Origin of the sequence: Peribacillus sp. NPDC101480, from assembly GCF_050277335.1 — a bacterium.
In the GTDB taxonomy this organism is placed as follows: Bacteria; Bacillota; Bacilli; order Bacillales; family DSM-1321; genus Peribacillus.
In genome coordinates, this window is sequence record NZ_JBNNSB010000010.1 from 34,683 (window position 1) to 60,241 (window position 25,559).

At 39.3% G+C, this 25,559-nt stretch carries 17 protein-coding genes; 11 read left to right on the forward strand and 6 right to left on the reverse strand.

What is annotated here, in order from left to right; genetic code table 11:
* Window positions 1-401: 401 nt before the first annotated feature.
* The 4 genes from ACQKMF_RS24345 (at window position 402) to gnd (ending at window position 5,518) form a co-directional block, all read left to right on the forward strand.
* Window positions 402-1,133, forward strand: a complete 732-nt coding sequence (locus tag ACQKMF_RS24345) for a GntR family transcriptional regulator (protein ID WP_101225627.1) — start codon at window positions 402-404, stop codon at window positions 1,131-1,133.
* Entirely contained in the window at window positions 1,126-2,670 is a 1,545-nt protein-coding gene (gntK, locus tag ACQKMF_RS24350; RefSeq protein WP_427575340.1) for a gluconokinase, read from the forward strand. The genes ACQKMF_RS24345 and gntK overlap by 8 nt, the downstream gene beginning before the upstream one ends.
* 18 nt (window positions 2,671-2,688) lie before the next feature.
* Window positions 2,689-4,035 (forward strand): GntP family permease, encoded by a 1,347-nt coding sequence (locus ACQKMF_RS24355; protein WP_101225629.1) that lies wholly within the window; start codon window positions 2,689-2,691, stop codon window positions 4,033-4,035.
* Between the two features lie 79 nt (window positions 4,036-4,114).
* Entirely contained in the window at window positions 4,115-5,518 is a 1,404-nt protein-coding gene (gene gnd / locus ACQKMF_RS24360) for a decarboxylating NADP(+)-dependent phosphogluconate dehydrogenase (RefSeq protein ID WP_427575342.1), read from the forward strand.
* 242 nt (window positions 5,519-5,760) lie between these two features.
* Here the strand turns inward: gnd and ACQKMF_RS24365 are convergent, their stop codons facing one another.
* Complete coding sequence (locus tag ACQKMF_RS24365; RefSeq protein ID WP_402945184.1) at window positions 5,761-6,111, reverse strand: hypothetical protein; 351 nt, start codon at window positions 6,109-6,111, stop codon at window positions 5,761-5,763.
* A gap of 1,271 nt (window positions 6,112-7,382) precedes the next feature.
* Here ACQKMF_RS24365 and ACQKMF_RS24370 point away from each other — a divergent pair.
* Both ACQKMF_RS24370 and ACQKMF_RS24375 read left to right on the forward strand, forming a co-directional pair.
* Window positions 7,383-8,075 carry a hypothetical protein gene (locus ACQKMF_RS24370; RefSeq protein ID WP_402945187.1) on the forward strand — a complete coding sequence of 231 codons (693 nt, stop codon included), beginning with the start codon at window positions 7,383-7,385 and terminating at the stop codon, window positions 8,073-8,075.
* A gap of 37 nt (window positions 8,076-8,112) precedes the next feature.
* On the forward strand, window positions 8,113-11,298 hold the full coding sequence (locus ACQKMF_RS24375; RefSeq protein WP_427575345.1) for a biotin/lipoyl-containing protein: 3,186 nt from the start codon (window positions 8,113-8,115) through the stop codon (window positions 11,296-11,298).
* Window positions 11,299-11,416: 118 nt separating this feature from the next.
* On the opposite strand, the gene ACQKMF_RS24380 is transcribed toward ACQKMF_RS24375, so the two are convergent.
* Genes ACQKMF_RS24380 through ACQKMF_RS24390 form a run of 3 tightly spaced genes read right to left on the reverse strand, consistent with a single transcriptional unit; the run spans window position 11,417 to window position 15,319 of the window.
* Window positions 11,417-12,631 (reverse strand): Ger(x)C family spore germination protein, encoded by a 1,215-nt coding sequence (locus ACQKMF_RS24380; protein ID WP_427575347.1) that lies wholly within the window; start codon window positions 12,629-12,631, stop codon window positions 11,417-11,419.
* Entirely contained in the window at window positions 12,615-13,718 is a 1,104-nt protein-coding gene (locus ACQKMF_RS24385; protein WP_402945196.1) for a spore germination protein, read from the reverse strand. Before ACQKMF_RS24385 ends, ACQKMF_RS24380 begins: the two co-directional genes overlap by 17 nt.
* A 26-nt stretch (window positions 13,719-13,744) precedes the next feature.
* Entirely contained in the window at window positions 13,745-15,319 is a 1,575-nt protein-coding gene (locus ACQKMF_RS24390) for a spore germination protein (protein ID WP_427575349.1), read from the reverse strand.
* Window positions 15,320-15,971: 652 nt separating this feature from the next.
* Here ACQKMF_RS24390 and pbp4b point away from each other — a divergent pair.
* From pbp4b to ACQKMF_RS24415, 5 genes are all read left to right on the forward strand, one after another.
* Window positions 15,972-17,345 carry a penicillin binding protein PBP4B gene (gene pbp4b, locus ACQKMF_RS24395; RefSeq protein ID WP_427575372.1) on the forward strand — a complete coding sequence of 458 codons (1,374 nt, stop codon included), beginning with the start codon at window positions 15,972-15,974 and terminating at the stop codon, window positions 17,343-17,345.
* A 226-nt stretch (window positions 17,346-17,571) separates the two neighbouring features.
* Window positions 17,572-17,649 carry an iron chelate uptake ABC transporter family permease subunit gene (locus tag ACQKMF_RS24400; RefSeq protein WP_397316008.1) on the forward strand — a complete coding sequence of 26 codons (78 nt, stop codon included), beginning with the start codon at window positions 17,572-17,574 and terminating at the stop codon, window positions 17,647-17,649.
* A gap of 248 nt (window positions 17,650-17,897) precedes the next feature.
* Window positions 17,898-18,347, forward strand: coding sequence for a hut operon transcriptional regulator HutP (hutP, locus tag ACQKMF_RS24405; RefSeq protein ID WP_095392619.1), 450 nt, complete (start codon window positions 17,898-17,900; stop codon window positions 18,345-18,347).
* A 113-nt stretch (window positions 18,348-18,460) separates the two neighbouring features.
* The gene (gene hutH / locus ACQKMF_RS24410; RefSeq protein WP_402945204.1) at window positions 18,461-19,978 is read left to right on the forward strand and encodes a histidine ammonia-lyase; all 1,518 of its coding nucleotides are present in this window, start codon (window positions 18,461-18,463) and stop codon (window positions 19,976-19,978) included.
* A 318-nt stretch (window positions 19,979-20,296) separates the two neighbouring features.
* Complete coding sequence (locus ACQKMF_RS24415; protein ID WP_230178663.1) at window positions 20,297-21,694, forward strand: amino acid permease; 1,398 nt, start codon at window positions 20,297-20,299, stop codon at window positions 21,692-21,694.
* A 675-nt stretch (window positions 21,695-22,369) separates the two neighbouring features.
* Here ACQKMF_RS24415 and ACQKMF_RS24420 read toward each other — a convergent pair.
* Both ACQKMF_RS24420 and accD read right to left on the reverse strand, forming a co-directional pair.
* On the reverse strand, window positions 22,370-23,323 hold the full coding sequence (locus ACQKMF_RS24420) for an acetyl-CoA carboxylase carboxyltransferase subunit alpha (protein WP_402945207.1): 954 nt from the start codon (window positions 23,321-23,323) through the stop codon (window positions 22,370-22,372).
* Complete coding sequence (gene accD / locus ACQKMF_RS24425) at window positions 23,320-24,177, reverse strand: acetyl-CoA carboxylase, carboxyltransferase subunit beta (protein ID WP_260359252.1); 858 nt, start codon at window positions 24,175-24,177, stop codon at window positions 23,320-23,322. The genes ACQKMF_RS24420 and accD overlap by 4 nt, the downstream gene beginning before the upstream one ends.
* Window positions 24,178-25,559: the final 1,382 nt, after the last annotated feature.

Genomic DNA, 25,559 nt, shown 5'->3' on the forward strand with positions numbered 1-25,559 from the left:
CGAAGACAAACGCAAGCAGGTTTATCAGTGATAGCTTTTTTTATAGGTGAATGAGGGCTATCTGGAAGGCAGCTAGATCCCCCGCAAGTAGCAACCTATACTAGCCGGACAAGTAACGTGCAATCTCTAATAGGGTACTAACCTCATCAACGGGCAAAGTCTGCCCAAAATGACGTTGGATTCATTCATAAGTTGTTCAGAGTAGCTGCTTAATCCCTCGATTAACAGATATTACCACCCTGTGGTTCGTCATTATTTTTGCCCCAGAACCTTCTAAACTCCCAATAAACTTGACTATATTAACGAGAATCCAATTGAATTTAAAAAACTTGCATTACTAATTATTTTAAGATTATAATACTTGTATACAAGTGTACTTGAACTCTAATAGAGGTGAATATATGGCTGAATCAAAGGAATTTCTTTATCCTGTAAAATGGCTTTCAAAAGCTTCAGCTGGTGATCGTGTTACATCCGAGCTTAGAATGCGTATTATTTCGGGGATGATTGAAAGCGGTGCCATCCTATCTGAAAATAAATTAGCTGCTGATTTTGGTGTAAGCCGCTCACCAGTTCGTGAAGCGTTAAAAATACTGGCCTCTGAAAATATCATCCGATTAGAAAGAATGGGTGCGGTCGTCATTGGTTTAACAGAAAAAAAGTATTCAGAAATTTATGATGTACGTATACTCATCGAAACGTTTGTATTTGAACGTTTAGTAAGGATGAACACGAATGAATTGGTAATGGAACTTAGTAAAATATTGGAAATGATGAAAGTGTCCATAAAATACCTTGATGCGGATGAGTTTTCCTATCAGGATGTTCTGTTCCACGAAACGATCATTCGATCTATCGATCATTCCTACATCCTGATGATCTGGGATAATTTAAAACCTGTGATGGAAAGTTTGATTCTTCTATCCATGCGCAGTCGTTTTAAAGAAAAGTATGAAGACTTTACACGGATCATAAATAATCATCAACTTTATATTGATGCGATCAAAACAAAAGATCGAGACATCATGATTAAGTCGTTACATGAAAACTTTGATGATGTTCAAGAGAAAGTTGAAGACTTATGGATGGCCCAACAGATGCTTTCAAAAGGAGTCGAACAAGAAAATGACTAGCTATATGTTAGGTGTAGACATCGGTACAACAAGTACAAAAGCTGTACTATTCACGAAAAAAGGCGATGTCATCCAGCAAGAGAATATTGGCTATCCTCTTTACACACCGGATATGACAACGGCGGAACAAGACCCTGAGGAGATTTTCCAGGCTGTTCTGAAAGCCTTTTCAAATATAACGAAGCAGCATCCAGATAAAAAACCAACATTCATTTCATTTAGCAGTGCGATGCATAGTGTTATAGCTATGGATGAAAATGACCAGCCGCTAACCGCATGCATCACTTGGGCAGATAATCGCAGTGAAGCTTGGGCCCATAAAATAAAGGATGAATTAGATGGGCATGAAGTTTACAAACGAACCGGAACACCGATTCACCCGATGTCACCATTATCCAAGATCACCTGGATCGTGAATGATCGCCCGGAGATCGCAACCAATGTTAAAAAATATATCGGGATTAAAGAATATATCTTTAAAAAGTTCTTTGATCAATATGTGGTCGATTATTCCCTTGCTTCATCGATGGGCATGTTGAATCTCAAAAATTTGGATTGGGATGAGGAAGCCCTAAGAATTGCTGGAATAACGCGTGATCAATTATCTGAACTCGTACCAACAACAAAAATCTTTAATAACTGTGACCCGGATTTAGCCAAACAGATCGGGATTGATCCAGAAACCTCTTTTGTCATTGGGGCAAGTGATGGTGTCCTTTCAAATCTAGGTGTAAACGCTATCCGTAAAGGTGAAATCGCTGTCACGATTGGGACGAGCGGTGCGATTCGGACGATTATTGACGAGCCGAAAACAGACGAAAAAGGAAGAATCTTTTGCTATGCCTTAACGGAAAAGCATTGGGTGATTGGCGGGCCGGTAAACAATGGCGGGATGGTCCTTCGCTGGATTCGCGATGAATTTGCTTCTTCTGAGGTGGAAACGGCGAAAAGACTCGGAATCGACGCTTATGAAGTTTTGACCAAGATTGCCGAACGCGTAAGACCAGGCGCTGATGGATTGTTATTCCATCCATATCTTGCAGGTGAACGTGCACCATTATGGAATCCGGACGTACGGGGTTCATTTTTCGGATTAACACTGTCGCATAAGAAAGAACATATGATTCGAGCGGCTCTAGAGGGAGTCATTTACAATTTATACACAGTATTTTTAGCCTTAACCGAATGCATGGACGGTCCCGTGACCCGAATTCAAGCTACGGGAGGCTTCGCAAGGTCGGCTGTTTGGCGGCAAATGATGTCCGATATCTTCGAATCGGAAGTCGTGGTTCCAGAAAGCTACGAAAGTTCATGCCTTGGTGCTTGTATATTAGGGTTATATGCCGCTGGGGAAATTGATTCCTTCGAAGTAGTTTCTGAAATGATAGGCAATACCCACAAGCACACACCGATAGCTGGTTCTGTAAAAGAATATAGGCAGCTGCTGCCGATTTTCATTAACCTATCAAGGGTATTGGAAAACGAGTATACACAGATTGCGAATTATCAAAGAAACTTAATAAATGCTGCAAAGTAAAGACATGGGGGGATTACAATGCCATTAGTTATTGTCGCTTTAGGAATTGTCGCCTTATTAATTTTAATAATGGGCTTAAAATTAAACACCTTTATTTCCTTGATCATTGTATCGTTTGGAGTGGCTTTAGCACTTGGGATGCCACTTGACGGAATTGTCAAAACCATTGAAGCTGGATTAGGCGGAACACTTGGCCACTTAGCGTTAATCTTTGGACTTGGAGCGATGTTGGGTAAGTTGATCGCAGATTCAGGCGGAGCGCAACGCATTGCCATGACCCTTGTTAAAAAATTCGGGGAAAAGAATATTCAATGGGCTGTCGTGGCAGCGTCATTTATTATCGGTGTCGCCTTATTTTTTGAAGTGGGCTTAGTATTATTGATTCCAATCGTTTTTGCGATTTCAAGGGAATTAAAAGTTTCGATATTGTATCTTGGTATTCCAATGGTAGCGGCATTATCCGTAACACACGGTTTCTTACCGCCACACCCAGGACCAACCGTTATTGCTGGTGAATATGGTGCAGACATTGGCCAGGTTTTACTTTATGGCTTCATCATTGCGGTTCCAACCGTTATTTTGGCTGGACCAGTATTTACGAAAATAGCGAAAAGATTAGTACCTGAATCATTTACGAAAACAGGCAGCATTGCCTCTTTAGGAGAACAAAAATCATTTAAACTTGAAGATACACCTGGATTTGGAATCAGTGTATTTACCGCTTTACTTCCGGTTATATTAATGTCAATTGCTACGATTATCACTTTGATGCAAAAAACAATCGGATTTGAAGATAATGGTTTACTGGCAGCTATCCGTTTCATTGGTGAAGCAGGTACTTCCATGTTACTTTCCTTATTATTTGCGGTCTATTCAATGGGGTTAGCAAGAAAGATTCCTATGAAAGATATTATGGAATCCTGTACATCAGCGATTCTGCATATCGGAATGATGCTCTTGATCATTGGGGGCGGCGGAGCCTTCAAACAAGTATTGATCGACGGCGGTGTAGGTGACTATGTAGCTGAATTATTCAAAGGAACATCATTATCACCAATCTTGCTTGCCTGGATCATCGCGGCAATCCTGCGTATTTCATTGGGATCTGCTACCGTTGCAGCCTTAACGACAGCTGGTTTAGTTATTCCGATGTTAGGTCAGACGGACGTTAACCTTGCTCTAGTTGTACTTGCGACAGGAGCGGGAAGTTTAATCGCTTCACACGTTAACGATGCTGGTTTCTGGATGTTTAAAGAGTATTTTGGTTTAAGCATGAAAGAAACATTTGCAACGTGGACTTTGCTTGAGACAATTATTTCAGTAGCTGGATTAGGATTTATTCTATTACTAAGCTTATTTGTATAAGCCTTTCCCGGCAGTAAATCCCCCACTTATGGCAGGGATTTACTGCCTATTATTCTTACATAGAAGGAGCAGAAATAAAATGTACAATACAATTGGTGTCATTGGTTTAGGGGTAATGGGCAGTAATATCGCTTTAAATATGGCTAGTAAAGGGGAACAAGTGGCTGTCTATAACTACACAAGAGATTTAACGGATCAGCTTGTTGCTGAATTGGACGGTCAGTCGATTCATCCATATTACGAGATCCAAGACTTTGTTCAGTCACTGGAAACACCGAGAAAGATTTTTCTTATGGTGACTGCGGGTAAACCGATCGACTCGGTGATCACTTCATTACTTCCTCATCTTGAATCAGGCGATATTATCATGGACGGCGGTAACTCCCATTACGAAGATACTGAACGCAGATATGATGAATTGAAATCTAAAGGATTCAGTTATGTAGGAATTGGTATTTCCGGTGGGGAAGTCGGTGCGTTAAAAGGACCTTCAATCATGCCAGGCGGAGATAAGGACGCCTATGAAAAAGTAGCTCCAATCCTGACAAAAATCGCAGCCAAAGTAAATGATGCTCCTTGCTGTACCTATATCGGTCCAAAAGGGGCAGGTCATTTTGTGAAAATGGTACATAACGGGATTGAGTATGCAGATATGCAATTAATCGCCGAAGCTTATACGTTTTTAAGAGAAAAATTGCATTTAGAGGTTAATGAAATTGCTGACATCTTTGAAACATGGAATGAAGGCGAACTGAAAAGTTATTTAATCGAAATCACAGCGGAAATTTTAAGGAAGAAAGATGAAGTAACGGGCTTACCCTTGATCGATGTGATTCTTGATAAGGCAGGACAAAAAGGAACAGGGAAATGGACCAGTATGCAAGCAATTGATAACGGAATACCAGCATCGATTATTACCGAGTCTTTGTTTGCTCGCTACATTTCCGCTTTAAAAGAAGAGCGGGTTCATGCAGAAAACATTCTAACAGGGCCTGAGAACGTTCAGCAACAATTAGATAAAAATGAGTGGATTGACTATATTAGGCAAGCATTATATATGGGCAAGGTTTGTGCATACGCGCAGGGTTTCACTCAATATAAAATGAGTTCTGAACTTAACGGCTGGGACTTGCCTTTAAAGGATATTGCGCTTATTTTCCGCGGCGGCTGCATCATTCGGGCAGAATTTTTAAATGTCATTAGCGAAGCCTATCAAGAGCAGCCGAATCTGGCCAATTTATTGATTTCACCATATTTCGCTGAAAAGGTTGCAAATTACCAGGCAGGATTGCGAAAGGTTGTCTGCGAGGGAATAAATTCTGGCATCTCGTTTCCATGTTTAGGCTCTTCACTTACTTATTACGATAGTTATCGTACAGGCATTTCAAATGCTAACCTACTGCAAGCACAACGTGATTATTTTGGGGCACATACCTATGAGCGACGTGATTTAGCAGGGGTCTTTCACACAAACTGGCAGTGATGGAAAGAGACAAAAGAGACAAGCATTTTTCAATGACCGTTCATGAATTGGAGAAGGTACCTTGCTTCAAAAAGAGAGCTGCTTTGGCAGCTCTTTTTTTTATGTAACAAAAGGGGACCATTTAAATGTTAAAACAAAGTTGATTGGAACTGGTGTGAGACTCCTGCGAGGAAAGTGAGTTTCTTGAGAGGTAAAACAATGTTCAAATTGTACAAGCCTTTAAATAACTTAGACTCAAAATTTTAGATGGGAAATTTAAATGGTGTATTTAATTGATAATAATCCCTATATGATCGATAAGATACCATTTTTTTATTCTTATAATACCCATCCAACTGCAAAATTTTGGATTTGTTGGTTTCTAAATAATAATGATACCCTTCTGTTTCTAAACTATAGAAGGCATAGGAAATTCCAAGCATTTGTTTCTTGGTGACTTTTGTATCAGGGTGATGTTGTATAAAATCAGCCAATTGCTGTACAGATGTTGCTCGAATGTCTGAGATATCAAATAATGTTTCCTTAATATTAGTCTTTATTTTATTCAAAGTAGTTTTTGCTTTATGTTTGATTTTTTTGGAATGCCTTTTCAAAAATATCACTCCTACTCTGTTTATAGTTAAAAGATTTATTATGTTATTTCCAATCAGGAAACGGAGTAAACGCAAATTTTAATCCTGGGTGAAATTCCACCAAAAGAGAAAGAATCTTGGTGAAAAGATCGACGGCAACGAATAATGTTTTTGGGGTGGTTTAATATTCAGGTAAAGTGGTATATAAATGATAGCGGTTTATTTCTATGCTGTGCCTATTAATGGTCTGGGTTACTTACGAAGAAAGAGTAGCGTTTCATGAATGATGTCGACAGGTAGCACATATTCTTCTTTTGATTATTACCAATTATTTCTGCATGAAAAAGGAGTGATATATCATGAGGCAAATGTGTATTTACTGTTTTAAATGGGCTGACATAGATACGATGACACCACTTTTTGAACAAGGTAGAGAGTTCGTCAATTATTATTGCGAGGATTGTGTTACTGCTGTTATGGATAATTTGTTTAAGCTCCCATACAAACATGTATGCGAACAATCAAGAATCCACTAGCATCAAGCAATGCGATTTAAAAGTTAAATGATTGCGCTGAAACAGCATAACTAGAGGCCATCTCAAACGAGAAGGGCTTTTTTTGTTCGCGTTTGTATAGGATGGGGAGCATGTGTAATCATCGGTGCTCATCTAACATGTGAATGTCTTTAAAGTTGAAGTCCTCCCACAGTTATTGATGGGAGGCCTTTTCTTATCCAGTAAGCAGGTTTAACCCTAGTTATTTCAACCCACTTAAACAATATGATCATAACGAATATTATTAAGTAGAACTATGGAGACAGTATATCGGATTGAGGAAAAATCACATGATTTAATACTGTTGATTATTGAATTCGGATTAGATATTAACAATAAAAACAGATAAAGAAACTAAAGCATTTAAGGGGAAGATTAACCTGTTAAAGGAATTCAATGTTTGTTATACTCTTGACGCTGATGTTAAGTGGGAGAAAATAAAAAAAGGATTGAGCAGTAAAAAAGAGGATGTTTTACAAGAAGTCTTGAAAAGGATGGAGCACTGTGAGTATTTTATTGTGAAAAGTGATAGTAAGCATCATATTATCAATACTTCATTAATACGGTATATACGCATTTTTGAAAATAAGTAATCTCACTACTGCTTTCTTGGAATATAAGTTATGGTTGTATTCTCCTAACAGTCTATCTGGGAGGGGTTTTTTCTATGGCAAAAAAACCTTTTCATACATATACAGAGCGAATAGGTTTGGTTAACACTTTGAAAGGAGTGAAGAGATGAATAAAGAGTTAGATGATGGTTTTATTGAGTCATTAATGGTTTCCCTTCAAGACGAAAGGGTCATTGAAAAGATAAAAGCAATAGCTGAAGCGGCCTCGTTGAGTCAAATGGGGGAATATAAGGAGCTGCTGAGAGGAAAAGAAAAAGAAATAGCAAGACTCCAACAAGAGATTGAGTCGAAGAAAGCGGAAATTAGTGAGTACCAAATAAAGATTACCCATCTAAATGTGAAAATGGAAGCCTATTATACTGAATTGCAAAAGAGAAGAGCTGACTATCGGGAAGCGGAAGAACTTTACGAAGCTGTTCAACAATTATCCGAAACCACTAAAAGTTCGTTAAAAGGAATTTTCAAGGGCGGGTCGGTGCAGGAATTCATTGTTTGTGGTGTGCAATATGAAAACATTTCATCTTTGTGGGATTTTATCAAAAACGAGATTATGGAAGGAAGAGAGCAGGAAAGAGAGATTTTGCTCGCCCTTTTTATGTATTTCTTTCAAGAATACGGTAAAACATACGATACCCCTTTATATAAAATACAGCAAGTGAAAATGAATGAGGTCTTCAGGGAAGACTTGTACATAAGGGCCCTCAATAGCAAAATATCAGGGAACATTACGGACATCCTGCTGCCGGGTTATATAAGCATTAATGGTAAAACCATAAAAAAATCGGTTGTGAGAATCTAGCAGGCGAAAAAGAGAATGATATTAAAGGAGAAATACAATGACATCGATTATTATCCCAGAGATTGAAGAAGGCATTGAAAAAATCCTTCTTATGCAATGGTATAAACAGCCAGGCGATTATATTACGGTTGGCGAAAGCTTAGCCAAATTCAGCTGTGAGGGCATCGAATTTGACCTCTTTTCAGAAAAGGAAGGAACCCTTAAAGAATTGAATGTAGCGGAGGACACTATAGTCAAGATTGGTGATCTGATATGTTATTTGGATTCTGGTGATGCAATTTCAGAAGAATTATTAAAAGAAGTTGAAAAACAAGAAACGATAGAAGATAAAGAGCCGCATGAGAACGTAACAAGCTTAGCTGAAAAAAACAACATAGACAGTTCCATATACTTAATGAATAAGAACGAAGAGCAGGTTCTATTCTCACCTGATTCCCAAACCGTTCCGGTCTCTGCCATTTCAATGACTTATAAAGAATTGAAATCTTTAATCAGCCATTTATATCAGAGTGCAGAAGAAACCCTCTTCAAGGATGAAGCGAGCTTCTTTCAAGACATTAAAAAGATGCTCCGTTCCAGATGGGTTTACATGAATAACGGGAATATTATATATGATCACAACATCGCAGCTTTATTTCCTTATAGAAAATACTATGAATTAGTGGAAGAGGATTTTGACTACAAAAAGCATCTGGACGTTTCCGGTTTTAATGGTGATGTCATGACACGGGAAGAGGCTGTGAAAAGTTTCAATACAACCGATCACCCTGTATATAAGAGAATACTAGCTTTAGACGATTATTCCGCGAGTAAAAACCCTTCCATTTCAAGGATATTTGCCAATCAAACGGCTAACTCTTCTAAATCGATAGCGTTTAAATCCAACGGGTACGACATTCAAAGCTACGATGTAGTAAATCAAAAAAACAATTTGCTGGGAAAGGGATTTTTCGTTCCCGTTTTCCGTTTAAATGGGGAAAATGCCTTTGAAATCAATGACCGAAAGGCTCTCCATCTCTGGCTGGAAAACCGATTAGTTCCAAGCGGATTAAGCGCAGAACGCCAGAAGGAGTATGATTATTTGCTGGCATTATATCAATTAAAGGGTTTAGATCAGGAAAGTTTTCTTGAAGAATTGCCATCGATCGCTATCGATTCCAACACTTTTTATGAGAAGCTTTTAAACTCTGAAAAAGTAAGAGCTGATATTGATACATATGATGAAAAGATGTTAACAGATCCAAACCGGGGACATTGGGATTTATGGCCTGTCCACTCTGCTGAAAAACCTTTAACGATAAAACTGAACGAAGAAATAATGGCCAGAAACCCTAAAATGGATATCAGGGAGGACGGCATAGTTGGTATTGACTTTGGAACGAAAAGTACAGTGGTCGTCCATCAAGAAGAAAGTGATTTTACTCTTCCCATGCGTATAGGGATTGGCTACCTTAACACGGAAGTACAAGACTGGCATTATGAAAATCCAACCGTGATCGAATTTATCGATTTAGAACATTTCCTGGAGCTTTATCAAGAAAAAGAAGGAAGACCGGATACAAGGTGGCAGGATGTGACGGTTTCCCACAATGCCCTTAACAACTTGATGAATGGAAAGAGTGACCATTATTATTCTATATTGAATAATTTAAAGCAGTGGGCTGGAGAAAAGAATAACGAACTCCGATTAAAGGACAAGAGGGGGTATGCCGTTGTACTGCGTTCCTTTTTGGACTTAACCGATCAGGAAATCAATCCAATTGAATTATATGCCTACTACCTCGGTTTGTATATCAATAACCAGAACAATGGAATTTACCTGGACTACACCTTATCTTTCCCGGTGACGTATGAAAAAGAGGTAAGGGAAAAAATTCTGAAGTGCTTTGAGCGTGGGTTAAAAAAGACGCTTCCTATGCCGATTCAGCAGGATGAAGAATTAATGAAAAAGTTTCGTGTCACCGCTGGGGCGAGTGAACCTGCTGCCTATGCCGTTTGTGCGTTACAGGAATACGGGTTTGAACCTGAAGAGGATGAAAAAACATACTATGGCGTGTTTGATTTTGGTGGAGGAACGACAGATTTTGATTTTGGGATTTGGCGTGAAGCGGGCTTGAAAGAAAGCAGGTATGATTATGTCATCGAGCATTTTGCAGCGGGAGGGGACCGTTATTTAGGTGGGGAGAACATGCTAGAGCTTTTGGCGTTCCAAGTGTTTAAAAACAACCAAAGAACAATGCGTGAGCTAAACATTCCTTTTACTCTCCCAGCAGAATGTGTGAAATTTCCCGGAAGTGAAACGCTGATAAATGAGTCACAAGAATCCTATTTAAATACGAAACAATTGGTAGAAAAATTAAGGCCGCTTTGGGAAAGGCATGAACGGTATGAAGAACAGTTTGGAAAAGGCATGATCCGGGCTGACTTGTTTGACAAAGCGGGTCACGCAAAACTCAATGTGGAACTTTTGATCGATCAAGATGAAATGGAACAACTGATTGAGGAAAGAATTGAAAAAGGCATTAAAAATTTCTTTGAGTCATTAAGGCGCGCTTTTGCCCGGTCAGAACACAGTAGAATTAATAAAGTGAATATCCTGCTTGCGGGTAATTCAAGTAAATCCCCGGTCGTCATGAATCTATTTAATAAATGGATTGAAAGGGAAGTGCAGAGCACTCAAAACTGGGGAGAAGTATCTAATGATCTTTTTGAGATTCTCCCGCCACTGGGGACAGAAGGCGCTTATTTAAAGCAAGAAGAGAGAAACAGAGTGATTAACCGAGATATATTAACCGCTCCTACAGGAAAAACGGGCGTTGCCTTTGGACTTGTACAAAGCAGAAAAGGCGGAAGTATAAAAGTTATTGACCGCGATATGGTGAATGGTGAATCAAAGTTCAAGTATTTTCTTGGCATCGGGAGAAAAGGTAAATTAAAAACAATGATTGATCAAGAAGAAGAGTATAACAAATGGCATCTTTTCATTGATGCGTCAGAAGAAGATTTTGAAATTTATTACACAAGCCTGCCGGAAGCTAGTACCAACCAGCTTGATATTAAGCAGGCACAGAGGAAAAAGCTTCGAATTGAGCATGTGGATGATTCGGCCTTTGTTTATATTCGAACCATAAGCCCGACTGTTATTGAATATGTTGTTGCAGACGAAGGCTCGATTTTAAGTGGGGATTATTTATCTGAAATTACTAAAGTGGAATTAAGCTGATCTTTCGTTGGGAAAATCAAAAGGCTTCCCGCAGTTTACTGTGGGAGGCCTTTTCATGCTCATCGTATATGTATAAATAGTTTCATTTCCAACATTTAATGCTAGAAGCTCAGAGGATTCACTTCTTTGATCCTCCTGTTGTTCCATAATCATTAATAGTTAATTTTACATCGTAGTTGATCGGAGCTTCACTAAATGTTTGGTCCCAATCCTTTTTGACCTTATTCCATACTTTGGGGTGCTCAATTCTCAATCGATTTCCGAAGCCGGCAACGTCCGTTTTGTATTCTTTTTGCATTTTTTCTAAAACATTCCCCACCAAGCGTTTCACTTCTTTTTCTGATGATTTTTCTGCTTTTTTTAGAAATTCATTTTTAAAAGTATCTCCTGAAACCACCCAGTTTTCAGATAGTCTCCCCACTGATTCAATGTTTACATCAAAAGAGATGCTGTCTCCTTTAACACGTGGTATGATACTGCTTTTCATGGTCTCTATTTCATATACAATCGGCTCACCGGTTTCTTTATCAAAGCTTTTCACTACACCGCCTTTTCCCTTACCTGTTATCCATGTTACGCCCTCCAGTTCCTCTTCATTTAAAGTACCAGTCATTTTGTGCGTCTTTCCATTGATTACGGCAGCTCCGGCAAATTTGACTTGCCCATCTGCTGATAGAACTTTTTGCATCAGAAAACTAGACCCTGATTTGATCTTGCTTTCTACTTTAATATGTGACATGGGGGGCAAAATCCTCGTTGTTCGATATGCATTTTCTACAATGCCAGCCAGACGGAACGCTGGAATTTCTCCTGCCTTCTTTGTTTCCAGTGTTTTGCTTGCTCTTCCTTTACTTATGAGCAAAAGACAGCTTGGTCTAATCTCACTTTCTCGAAAGTTTTGATCAAGTAATTGTTCCAACCTATACGATTTTGCAAGATCTTCGCCGATAACAACCACTTTCATATGGTGAGCGGTTACGGGTTGTTCACTTCTCAATGATAATTCACGAACCATTTGATGGAGGGAATCTCCAGTTTCAGAAACGTTAATATAAGATTTTTGTTGTGGTCCGGATTGTTTCGTTGTCGAACTCGCTACCTGTGGAGTGATAAATTGATAGGTTGCAGTAATCAGGTTCCTTTTTGAATAACCCCCCCCTTGTTCGTTTAACTTTTTCTCGATAGTGGACTGCTTGGCCTTATCGAATGCCAAACCTATACCTAAACTTTGCTCTTCAATTTCATGACTGCTCCAACATCCTGTAAGGGATAAGAACAAAAGAACAGAGAGGGAAATGTAGAGGGGGCGCGTATTGTTATGTGATTGTTTCATATTTTCCTCCCTTTATTTTTGAGATAATAAGCAGGAGAAGCGGGAGTAAACCAAATAAAAATAATGCCATATGGCCGACGAAATCCCCTTGTTTAAATAGGTCATTCATATTTTTCGGAATCATGGCAATGATGTATAGAATCGGAAGCAAGCCATACATAAATGGGTGAATGCTCTTTTTCGTAAGTTGAGCCAGCCCTAAAGCAGCTGCAAAGTATGAGATGGTAAATGTAGCAAATATTTGCATGATCCAAACCCCGAGCAATAAAGATTCAAACCGTTCAAAGATTAAACCGGAGATTTCAAAACTCCGTATAAGATCCAGTGTCGGCCATGTTCTCAGGACCACTCCATCAACAGATAATGCCCCGATAACCATTACGACCGTTATCACATAAAAAATCAATGGAATGGAAACTCCAACAAGCAGGGCTTTTACTGCTTTTTTTGGCTGATTCATAAACGGAACAAGCAGTAACATGATTTCAGGCCCTGAAAAAGCGAGAGCCGTTGTTTTTACTCCTTTTAGTACAGGGATGACTCCGTCTCCTAATACAGGACGCAGATTATCGATCTCAAATATTTTGAAGCTCATAAAGGTAACAACCAAAAAAAGGATAACTGCCAAAGGTAATATAATCTCAAAAAGACGGGCGAGGGGGTTAACTCCGCCGATGATGAGATAAAGACTTACCCACATGAAAATCATGGTAATTGCCCATGTAGGCGTACCTTCAAGAAGTAAATACCTTACTACCTCAGCCATTGCACGGAGCTGATATCCGGAAGTCATAAGAAAATAAAGTATTATAACTAAACTAAGTAAACTCCCCAACCATTTTCCTACAATTTCATTGATGTATTGATAAACGGTTTTTTCGGGAAACTGTTGGCTTAATTTGACCATGATCACCCCCGCGATTATCGCGATAATCCCGCCTAAAATAACGCTTATCCATACATCTGGTGTATGCACCTTCTCGGTAGCTGATCTGGGTAGGGTGAGTAATCCTGTGCCGAGTACAAAGTTGATGACAATGACAGCTGTTTGAGGAGTTGTAATTTGGTCTTTCGGACTGAGAATCATTCTTTAACCACCCTTTCACCGATAGGTTATCCTTTGCGTATGGGATTTTTTGTATGCATCATCTTTGGACGGCGTTTCATCATCATAAGTGGCATGCGAACCATCAGGTCTTTCCACTCACTTAAGCGATAAGGAACGGCTGGACTCAAATAGGGCACACCAAAGCTTTTTAATTTAACTAAATGGCTGGCCATTAAAAGAAAAAAGAGAATGACCCCGTATAATCCAAATGTGGCAGCACATAGCATTGCGGGAAAACGAAGCATCCGTAATGTAATCCCGATACTATAGTGCGGAATGGAAAATGATGAAATAGCAGTTAAAGCTACTACAATCACCAAAACAGGGCTAACGATCCCTGCTTGTACAGCAGCTTCCCCAATGATTAAACCTCCGACAATTCCCATTGCGGGACCGATTGGCTTAGGTAATCGCAGTCCTGCTTCCCTCAAAATTTCGATGGCTATTTCCATGAATAATGCTTCGATAAGTGCTGGAAACGGAACCCCGGACCTGGTTCCTATAATGGAGATGGCCAGTTTGGTCGGAATCATCCCTGAATGAAATGAGATGAAAGCTATATACAAAGACGGTGTGAAAAGAGCCAGAATAGCTGCGAGGTAACGAAGCATACGGATGAATGTACCAGGAATCCACCTTTCATAATAGTCTTCCGGTGATTGTAACATCATGCTTAATGTTACTGGAACGATCAAAGCGAAGGGCGTCCCATCTAATAAGATGGCCACTCGACCTTCCATTAAAGCAGCGATCACGCGATCCGGACGCTCTGTATTCTGTACCTGCGGAAAAGGACTAAGGTAATTATCTTCGATAAGTTGCTCTACATAACCTGATTCAGGAACATTATCAATATCGATTTTCTTAATTCGGCTTTCCACCTCTTGAACTAATTCGGGATCAACAATATCTTTTATGTAAGCGACAACTAAGTCTTTTTTTGAACGCTTTCCTACTTGGAATTTTACTAACGATAAATTCTCAATTTCACCACTACCCCTTAACAAAGATGTATTATCACTCAATGATTCATTGAAACCGACCCGTGGGCCTCTGACTAATGCCTCTGATACCGGTTCTTCGATCGTCCTTGTTTTAAGTTTTGTAGTTCCAAGGATCAGCGCATCCAATGATCCATCAATTAAAAGAGCAGTAGAACCTGTTAGTACTTTAGATGCTAATTCTTTAATGGAACGGACTGCTTCTATTTCACTAATGGATAACACTTCGTTTTTTATGAATTCTTTTGAAATGCTTCCTTTGAGGTAGGGAAGGTTCTGTTTATATTCTGCTGAAAAATCAACCATCAATGATGGCATAATATGCTTATCAATGAGATCTTTGTCCGATATTCCATCCACAAAAATGATGATTGACCGTATACCGGTACGCCCTAAATTAAATTCCCGAAAATGGACATCCCAATTATGGCCAATTTCTTGCTTAACACATTCAAGATTAAAATTAAGATTATCTGTAAACTGATGTGTTGAATCTTGGGAGGTATATGCTTCTTGTTTGTCTTTTTCGTTACCCTTTCCTTTTTTACCAATCTTTGATATCCACTCTTTCATCATCATCACTCATCCTTTGAGGTGCGAAGCAAATTAAACAATTTGCTGATTAGATACGGAATAACAAACACAATGAAAGCCTGTATAAAAACCTGCCATTCTGGAAGGTAGGAAACAATCGTTTTCCACATTTTCATCACCCTAAACTTGTCTCAGATAGCAGCTGGAATTCCTTTATTTCTCAAATAGTATTAATATCTTCTATGTTTCTTATGCAATGAAGTTAAAAAGCCATTAGCCGTATTTTCCATTAATTTATACTTCGCAAAGTAGAGGCGAAATGGATATCAGCGATTTATCCAAATGACTCATTGATAATAGTGAGCTTTAATAAACATTGGTTTTTCTTCTTTGAACTGTGGATGACTTATGCTCACGATTTGAAATATAATTTTAAAAATATCAATATCAAATTGAAATGATGCTCGAAATAACATATACTGAAAATTGAGAATTATTTGTAAATATTAACTGATTTTGGGAAATGTCGCATTTATCAACTTGAGAATAAGATACCCCATCGCAACCCGGAACATACACGATTAACACTTTATCGGATTGTGAATCCTGGTGAAAAAAGAACGGAATGGATGAGATTATTATCTTTCGCTAAAGTTGCTCTTTATTTTCTAAAGTGATTTCAAAGGGGTGGAAAATGATGAATATATGGACAAGCTGCACAATTAGTTCAATTCTGGCACTTTCCTTACTAGCACCATCCGTGTCTTTTGCTGATGAAAATCCAAATCATGAAGCCGCTGTGAGTAAGGAGACTGCAAGCCAGTATCCAATATTAGAGAAAGCAAAAAAACCGGAAGAAGCGGGCTTTTCGTCTGAAAAGCTGGAAAAAGTGGATCAGCTTATTGAAATGGAAGTGGCAGCCGGTTTCCCCGGTGCTGCCCTGATTGTCATAAAGGACGGAAAAATCGTTAAAAATGAAAGCTACGGGTACAAACAGAAGTTTAATGAACATACGCCTCTTAAGAAGTTTCAGAAGATGGAAAATGACACGTTGTTTGACCTTGCTTCAAACACGAAGATGTATGCAACCAATTTTGCCATTCAAAAATTAGTCAGCGAAGGCAAGCTAAATATCCAGGCAAGAGTCCAGCAGTACATTCCTGAATTCAAAGACACGGAGAAGGATGTAATCAAAGGAAAGGACAATCTGAGGATTATTGATGTTCTTCATCATACAGCAGGGTTCAGACCCGATCCGCAATACCATAATCCAAAGGTTTCTAAAGAACTTTATTCCCAGGAGCGGGATAAAACCATCGAGTTCATCTCAAAAACACCGCTCACATATGTACCTGGAACACAGAATGTCTACAGTGATGTCGATTATATGCTGCTTGGTGCCATTGTTGAAGAAATAACGGGTAAGCAGCTTGATGCGTATGTTGAACATGAATTGTACAAGCCGCTTGGGTTGAAAAATACTAAGTTCAATCCTCTTCAAAAGGGCTTTAAGCCAAAGGATTTTGCCGCAACTGAATTGCTTGGCAACACCCGTGATGGCGTGATAGACTTCCCTAACATTCGCACATACACACTTCAAGGGGAAGTACATGATGAAAAAGCATTTTATTCAATGGGAGGCGTTTCAGGGCATGCCGGTCTTTTCTCCAATACGGAAGATATGGCAGTCCTTCTGCAGGTGATGCTGAATGGCGGGGGATACGGTAAACATATGTTGTTTGATCAAGAAACCATCGATGAATTCGTCGCACCTTCCGAGATGAATCCTACATATGGGCTTGGGTGGAGACGAAATGGCGATGCTAGCATGGAATGGATGTTCAGCCCTTATGCGAGCGACAGTGCCTACGGTCATACTGGATGGACTGGGACGGTCACGATCATTGATCCGGAAATGGATTTAGGGATTGTGTTACTAACAAATAAAAAGCACTCTCCGCTCGTTAACCCTGTAGCCAATTCCAATCAGTTTTTTGGCGACCTCTTCACAACAGGAAGCTATGGAAGTGTTGTAACTGCAATTTATGAAGCATTGAAAACGAATGAATGAATGTATATTTCCCATAAAGTTTAAGGCCTCCCAATAATGTTGGGAGGCCTTTTTTCTCGTTTATGGATTTCTTTTAGCCAAGCTCTATTCTATACAGTTTGGGCAAGGATCAGATTTTTATATGCTCCGTCTTGATGGAGCAAATTATCATGGGCACCTTGTTCGATGATTTCCCCATTTTGTACAACGATGATGCGATCGGCATGTTTAATTGTCGCTGGCCCCGATGGAATTGCCAGTGGGGATTATCGTTTCAATTTTAGGAGCGCCGTATTTTATCTATTTACTCGTGAAAAACATTTAATAAATATGAAGAAGTACAGAAAAGTTGCAGAAAAAAAGCCCGTTTTCAGGACGTTTATGAGGATGGGTTTTTTTGCAGTTTTCAAAGAATTTTGATGAGAACTGTACGAACAGAAAGCGGCTCTCGGGAGTGATGAATCATCCCCTAAAAGAACTATTTTAAAAAATATATTGACCGAACGGCTTGTATCCGCTTACAATAATATTTAGTTATTAGTGTATTTAGAAAATTGTAAAAGAGGTACCTGCATGACAAAGGAATTCGACAGAAGAATCGGGCGCCATGCAATCATGTACGCGTTTGCGAACGAAGAAGAAGAAGTCATATTGACGAATGACCTTAAGCGGATGGATTGGCTTTATGGAAAAGGTAAAGTCGGTTCAATGGAGCTGCAGAAAATAGTTGCGGCCATTGAGACATCTGCGAAAAGACTTGGATTAGTCAATCCCGATATGTATCGTGAAATGCATGCGCTGTATCATGCGATCATCGAAGCACTCCAAGGAGTGACACGCGGCCAAGTTGAGCTTGGCGGTCTTTTGAGGACTGCGGGCCTTCGGTTTGCCATCGTTCGGGGCAGGCCGTTTAAAAACGGGGACGAAGGTGAATGGATTGCTGTCGCCGTGTATGGAACGATTGGAGCACCGGTTCGGGGATTTGAACATGAAGCCGTTGGCTTGGGAATTAACCACATTTAATAATTAAAAGCCTATAGTTATTTAGTGAAATAGGGGGCTGTATTGAAAGACTGGATAAGTCTGTCAATACGGCCTCCTTTTGTTTGTTTAAAAAAAGAATAGGGGTGCAGGAAATGATTATGTTAACGGGCCAAACTTTAACGATTGAAGAAGCGAAAAAAGTGTTATATGGGGAGGCATTTGTCACGGCTTCTGCCGAGAGTGTCAAGAAAGTTGAAAAGAGCCGGGAAGCGGTTGAAAATATCGTGAAGCAAAAGAAAGTCATCTATGGCATCACAACAGGTTTTGGAAAATTCAGCGATGTATTGATTGATGCAGAGGACGCAGAGCAGCTACAGTGGAATTTGATTCATTCCCATGCTTGCGGAGTCGGGGAGCCGTTTCCTGAGGTCGTTTCGAGAGCTATGGTCCTTCTCCGTGCCAATGCGCTATTAAAAGGGTTTTCCGGTGTGCGTCCTGTCGTCATTGAACGTTTGATCGATCTTTTGAATGCAAATATCCATCCGGTCATCCCTCAGCAAGGATCTCTTGGAGCAAGCGGGGACTTGGCGCCGCTTTCCCATTTGGCGCTAGTATTGATGGGAGAAGGGGAAGTGTTTTATAAAGGAGAGCGAATGGAGGCCATCATAGCTTTATCGAAGGAAGGCATTCTTCCTCTGACTCTTAAAGCAAAAGAAGGTCTTGCATTAATAAATGGAACACAGGCCATGACTGGGATGGGCCTCGTCAATTACATTGAAGCCGAACAGCTGGCACATCAAACTGAAGCGATCGCTTCACTGACGTTAGAAGGTTTACGCGGCATAGAAGATGCCTTTGATGCCGATGTTCATCTAGCACGAGGCTACCGCCAGCAAACAGAGGTCGCGGAACGGATTCGTCGCATGATCAGCGGCAGCCAGCTCATCACGAAGCAAGGGGAACTGCGGGTACAGGATGCTTATTCGCTCCGCTGCATTCCGCAAGTGCATGGGGCATCATGGCAAACACTTGATTATGTAAAAGAAAAACTGGAAATTGAAATGAACGCAGCGACGGATAATCCGCTTATTTTTGACGATGGGGAAAAGGTTATTTCAGGGGGTAACTTCCATGGCCAGCCGATTGCATTTGCGATGGACTTCATGAAAATCGCTGTTGCAGAGCTTGCGAACATTTCAGAGCGCCGCATTGAGCGACTCGTCAATCCTCAGCTGAATGATTTACCGCCATTCTTAAGTCCGTCACCTGGCTTGCAGTCGGGAGCGATGATCATGCAATATTGTGCCGCTTCACTAGTTTCTGAGAATAAAACACTCGCCCATCCTGCAAGTGTTGATTCCATTCCATCTTCAGCGAACCAGGAAGATCATGTAAGCATGGGAACGATTGGGTCCCGACACGCACATCAAATCATTCAGAACGTACGCCGCGTTTTGGCGATTGAGCTCATTTGTGCCTTACAGGCGGTGGAATACCGCGGAACAGAAAAGATGGCTCCGTTTACAAAAGAGTTTTATACGGAAGCAAGAAAGCTCATTCCAAGCATTACACAAGATCGTATCTTTTCTAAAGATATTGAAGCAACGGCAAGCTGGTTACATCAAATCGATTGGAATTCATTTATTCATAGAAGTTTACCTACAACATAATATGAAGTGCGGAATATCCGAATGAACGTTAGGCTTATAGCCCTTTGGGTTTTAAGCCTAACATCGTTATGTAAATGCTACATAGATCCCAGAAATCCAAAAAGGTCTCAGCATTAGAGAAAATGACCTTGAAATAGTAATAAATGCAGGAAATGACCATTGATGGAATGATTGGCTTTACCTATTCGTGCTAGATTAAAAATGCATTTTGGAGGGGAATCTAATTTGGAAAATCGGCAATTGCAACCACCTGTCATAAATGAAAAAAACCAGCCGTCAAATACTTTACAAAGGAAGCTGAAAGCTCGCCACCTTACGATGATATCGTTAGGCGGTGCAATTGGTACAGGGCTGTTTCTCGGAAGCGGTCCGGCCATTCACTCTGCAGGGCCTGGCGGTGCTTTGGTCGCTTACGCCGTAATTGGTATAATGGTTTATTTTATTATGACAAGCCTAGGAGAACTGGCATCATTCATGCCGGTCAGCGGAGCTTTCAGCACCTATGCTTCGCGTTTCATCGACCCGGCATTAGGGTTTGCGCTTGGTTGGAACTATTGGTTCACTTGGGCGATGACACTTGCCGCGGAACTATCTGCCGCAACGATGGTAATGAAATTTTGGTTTCCTGACAGCTCGTCTTTTTTATGGAGTTCTTTGTTTTTAGTTTTAATATTTTTATTGAATTACGTATCCGTTAAAGGGTATGGCGAAGGGGAATATTGGTTTTCCCTCATTAAAGTGGCAACCATCATCATTTTTATAGTAGTAGGAATATTGATGATATTCGGAATCATGAATGGAGAGGCGATTGGTTTTAAAAACTTCACAGTTGGTGACGCTCCATTTGCCGGTGGTTTTTTGGCTACATTGGGTATTTTCATTGCTGCTGGATTTTCTTTTCAGGGTACAGAAATAGTCGGTGTTGCAGCCGGTGAAAGTGAAGACCCGGCAAAAAATGTACCTCGTGCAGTTCGCAGCATTTTCTGGAGAATCTTCCTCTTTTACATCCTGGCCATACTTGTTATTGGACTGATCGTTCCTTATACGAATGGCAGTCTGCAAGGACACACGATCATGGTTAGCCCATTTACGATGGTGTTTGAAAAAGTGGGACTGGCATTCGCTGCTTCCGTGATGAATGCCATCATTTTGACAGCTGTATTATCCGCTGGAAATTCGAGTCTTTACGTGACGAGCCGAATGTTGTACTCAATGGCAAAAGAAGGGCTGGCACCGCGTATTTTTGGGAAGCTTAACAAGCGCGGCGTTCCCATTTGGGGACTGGCAGTCACTTCACTTGTAGGGATGCTGGCCTTTTTTGCTTCTGTTTTCGGTGATGGAGTTATTTATATTTGGCTTATGAATGCTGTTGGGGTCACTGGATTTATATTTTGGCTGGGAATAGCGGCGAGCCATTATCGGTTTAGAAAAGCCTATATTGCTCAAGGGTATTCACTGGACGATCTTCCCTATAAGTCAAAATGGTTTCCTTTTGGACCGATATTTTCCTTTGCTCTTTGCTTTTTCGTTTTATCGGCGCAAAACTATCAGGCCTTTATCGGCGATGAAATTAACTGGGCCAGTGTGTTCGCTGCCTATCTTGGCATTCCATTCTTTCTGGTAATGTGGCTTGGATATAAGTTCATTAAGAAAACAAAAGTAGTTCCGCTAAAGGATTGCAAAATTGATTTTGATGAACATAGGAATGCAAAATAGACATGAGACTTCTTTTAATAATTTATTTGGATTAATTATTAAAAAATACAACTTTCTTTGTTAGGATCGTTAGCAGCCTTTAAATGACAAGGTTTCTTACCGCCAAGAAACAAAACGAACAATAATTTGAAGTGATGAAAAAATGATCATCGGTTCCAGTTGATTAATCCGAAGTAACAGTTGGAGATGATTGAATCAATACGCACTATATCAATTTCATTTTAGGGATATTCCTTTTTTAAGAAGTATTATCCCATTATCCCCCTACAAGTAGAGTGACAAGATGTCCTTAATAATCTACCTGGAGGGGATTTTTTTATGGAGGAAAAGGGACAAACATTTAAAACATATTCAGAAGAATTAAAACGTGAAGTCGTTCGATAAAGTTGGAGAGGTTCATTGAATTTATGCTTTGTTTAATAGGAAAGGAACTTACCTTGATATAGATTAATTAACAGTTTTGTAAAACAGAGATAAGCCCTTCCAAAAGAGTTTGGAGGGTTACTTGGCATGGCCATGAATATTGTAACAATAGGATATATAATAATTCAGGTTAATTGGGGAGGAAAGACATTGATAATATATTTTGTCTTATAAGATATATGAAGGTATTGTTAAGTCTATCGACTATATGAAATGGTCTATGAACATGTTGGAAAATAATTGTTCATCTACTTAATTAAATTTCCTTTCTTCCATATACTCACCAATTTTGCGAAACTTATCAAAACGCTGTTGACGTAGAATGCCTTTATCTAATTGACCAAGTTCTTGTAATGCCTTTCGTAATGTTTCTTTGATAAATTGCGATTGAAGTGGGGTGTCAATATGTGCTCCTCCAACAGGTTCTTTGATGACCTCATCAATCACCCCTAGTTCCATCAAGTCCTTAGCCGTAATTTTCAATACTTCAGCTGCTCGTTTTGCTTGTGTGGCATCCTTCCATAACACTGCTGCTGCTCCTTCAGGTGAAATAACCGAATAAAATGTGTTTTCTAGCATGTAGATTCGATTACCAATCCCTAGAGCCAACGCACCACCACTCCCACCTTCACCAACTACAAAGCAGATGATTGGTACTCCAAAACTAGCCATTTCACGAAGATTGTGGGCGATAGCTTGAGATTGTCCACGTTCTTCAGCCTCACGTCCTGGGAAGGCCCCTGGCGTGTTAATAAATGTTACGATGGGGCGATTGAACTTATTGGCTTGTTGCATAATTCTTATGGCTTTTCTGTAGCCTTCAGGTTGCGACATGCCAAAACGGCGATAGATATTGTCTTTTGTATTTTGACCTTTTTGATTTCCTAAAACAGTTATAGGCATTCCTTCGAAGGTAGCTATTCCTGAAACTAATGCAGGGTCTTCCCCATAAAGTCTGTCACCATGAAGTTCAATAAAGTCTTCAAAAATATGGTGGATATAATCTAAAGTAGTTGGGCGTTGTTGAATTCTAGATAGTTGGATTTTATCCCAAACTCCCATATTTTCATTAAGATGAATTTTGATTTCATTGACTTTTTGCTCAAGATTTTTTAATACTTCGTTAAGGTCAAGATTATGCTTTTTAGACACCTCTTTCAGTTCAGCAATTTGATTTTCCAGTTGTTTTAATTCTTGCAAATTCATCGTTTAAAACACTCCTTGAAATTGAGATGATGGATTTTTAAAATGGTTGTTAATGATTGTTTTAATTCATTCCTATTTACAACCATATCCAGTTGCCCATGTTCCAATAAAAATTCAGAGGTCTGAAAATTCTCTGGAAGTTCTTCTCTTATAGTCTGTTCAATTATGCGTCTTCCTGCAAAGCCAATTAAAGCTTGTGGTTCGGCAATATTGATATCACCTAATGAAGCGAAACTAGCAGAAACTCCACCCGTTGTAGGATTGGTTAAAACGGATACGAAAAGAATTTTTTCGTAGTTTAGTTGTTCTAAAGCAACACTTGTTTTTGCCATCTGCATGAGACTAAGAATTCCTTCTTGCATGCGAGCTCCGCCGCTTGCTGAAAACAATATAAATGGTTTTCGTGTTTTTAATGACTTCTCAATGGCTCTTGTGATTTTTTCACCGACTGCTGATCCCATGCTTCCCATACGGAAACGAGAATCCATGACACCAATCACAACCGGATAGCCACCTATGGAAGCTTCCCCAGTAATGACCGCATCATTTAATGCAGTCTTATTCTTATCAGAAATTAATTTATCTGTATATTCAGGGAAGTTCAACGGGTCAACGGAAATTAAACTTTTATTGAATTCCGAAAAAGAACTACTATCTGTAAGCATTGAAATGCGGTCATAAGCTGTAACGGGGTAGTGATATTGGCATTTCGGACATACATTCAATTCTTTTTTCATAAGAGATTCATCATAGGTTTCCCCACATGATTTACAAGTGAAAGGGATGGGAGTAAAGCTTTTGTCTATTTCAAAAAAAGAGTTCGATTCTATTTTTTCTCTTTTTAATGGATACATCTTCATCAATCCTCCTGTGGTAAGACCGCCGTATTACAAGTTACGCTCACAATTCTTTAAAATATGGAGCGTGATTTTTAGCTTTTCTTAAAAAGTTTTATACAATCAGAAATCATTCTAGAGAATAAAAATTTTATTTGGTGGGTGCTTCATTAAGAAATTATCTATTCCTGTATGAATGCATTTTTACTTGAAAAATCAGAAACTTACGATTTTATTGACGGGAATTACGTAGGCTTGTATACAAACCGAGTATACAAACATTAAGACTTCTTATTATCTTTCTATAAAGAGGATAAAGGTTACTTAGCTTAACAGAACGGTTGTTTGAAGTGTATGAGTGTAATCATTATTTATCGCTCACCATTATTCCAATTATTGGAAATGACGATTTACCAAATAGCAAAGCGTCATCTAATGAAGCTAATACTCCCATTGTTGATGTAAGCTCATAATATGCATATACGAATATAATTGAATGGGCTCATTCTTCAGTGGATAATATTTTATTGGTTTATCAGATTGTAAAAAGATAAAGATTAATAGTTTTTTTAATCTAAAGGGGCAGATTAGGATTTTGTTTAACAAGAACTCTAGGGATGTTAGGATATCATTTGGGGGAATACGGTTGTTATCTGCCGTACAACCTCATAAAAAATATTTTAAAATCACAAAAAATGATTGAAAATAAAATCTTGATAATGAACAGTTAGGCAATAGAGGTGTAGCGATTGATCACACCGGTTTAGTAAAAATACATGTTAGTGATGGGCTGTATTTTTTTTAATATCTTTTGCAACATTGAAAACTTGTACAGCCAAAGAAGCTCTATGAATGGATTAATTGAAAGAAAGCAATCTATAACTAAGTAGCCATATATCGTTTTTTTGTACTTCTGGTTTTGCCCTCGAAGAGTATTCGATTGTAAGATTATTTCCCATTTTAAAAAAATGATAAATCGTGGGTCTGAAAAAATGTTTCGATGCCCCGGTTATTGCTTAAACCGTTGCTAAGTCAATGTTTATAGAGGGATGATGCCACTTTCATATGGTGTACCATCTTAACGTATATACACAACAATTCCGCCCCACATCATTTGAATTTATATTCATTCTTTGTTAAGGTAATGAAGTACTTTAGGGATAGCGGTTCATTCCGTGTGCTGGGACTGAACAAAACCCTAAAATAAAAAACCATTATATTTCAGTTGGTATATGCTGTGCCTGTTAGTTTCCTCAGTTGTATTGCACTTCTTTTCCCTGCAAAGCTCAAATTAGACACATTGGGAATCCCATAATCATATTTCTATGCGTTTTGGTGTTATACTGCACTGCAAGTACCATTCCACCTGGTTAAGGAAATGAAATACATTAGAGGGTAGT

Bases quoted from the DNA above. Each gene is read 5' to 3' on its own strand.
- ACQKMF_RS24375 (WP_427575345.1), top strand. From the start codon at position 8,113: ATGACATCGATTATTATCCCAGAGATTGAAGAAGGCATTGAAAAAATC.
- hutH (WP_402945204.1), top strand. From the start codon at position 18,461: ATGATTATGTTAACGGGCCAAACTTTAACGATTGAAGAAGCGAAAAAA.
- gntK (WP_427575340.1), top strand. From the start codon at position 1,126: ATGACTAGCTATATGTTAGGTGTAGACATCGGTACAACAAGTACAAAA.
- ACQKMF_RS24400 (WP_397316008.1), top strand. From the start codon at position 17,572: ATGGAATTGCCAGTGGGGATTATCGTTTCAATTTTAGGAGCGCCGTAT.
- ACQKMF_RS24345 (WP_101225627.1), top strand. From the start codon at position 402: ATGGCTGAATCAAAGGAATTTCTTTATCCTGTAAAATGGCTTTCAAAA.
- pbp4b (WP_427575372.1), top strand. From the start codon at position 15,972: ATGAATATATGGACAAGCTGCACAATTAGTTCAATTCTGGCACTTTCC.
- ACQKMF_RS24370 (WP_402945187.1), top strand. From the start codon at position 7,383: ATGAATAAAGAGTTAGATGATGGTTTTATTGAGTCATTAATGGTTTCC.
- ACQKMF_RS24355 (WP_101225629.1), top strand. From the start codon at position 2,689: ATGCCATTAGTTATTGTCGCTTTAGGAATTGTCGCCTTATTAATTTTA.
- hutP (WP_095392619.1), top strand. From the start codon at position 17,898: ATGACAAAGGAATTCGACAGAAGAATCGGGCGCCATGCAATCATGTAC.
- ACQKMF_RS24385 (WP_402945196.1), bottom strand. From the start codon at position 13,718: ATGATTCTCAGTCCGAAAGACCAAATTACAACTCCTCAAACAGCTGTC.
- ACQKMF_RS24390 (WP_427575349.1), bottom strand. From the start codon at position 15,319: ATGATGATGAAAGAGTGGATATCAAAGATTGGTAAAAAAGGAAAGGGT.
- gnd (WP_427575342.1), top strand. From the start codon at position 4,115: ATGTACAATACAATTGGTGTCATTGGTTTAGGGGTAATGGGCAGTAAT.
- ACQKMF_RS24380 (WP_427575347.1), bottom strand. From the start codon at position 12,631: ATGAAACAATCACATAACAATACGCGCCCCCTCTACATTTCCCTCTCT.
- accD (WP_260359252.1), bottom strand. From the start codon at position 24,177: ATGTATCCATTAAAAAGAGAAAAAATAGAATCGAACTCTTTTTTTGAA.
- ACQKMF_RS24415 (WP_230178663.1), top strand. From the start codon at position 20,297: ATGATATCGTTAGGCGGTGCAATTGGTACAGGGCTGTTTCTCGGAAGC.
- ACQKMF_RS24420 (WP_402945207.1), bottom strand. From the start codon at position 23,323: ATGAATTTGCAAGAATTAAAACAACTGGAAAATCAAATTGCTGAACTG.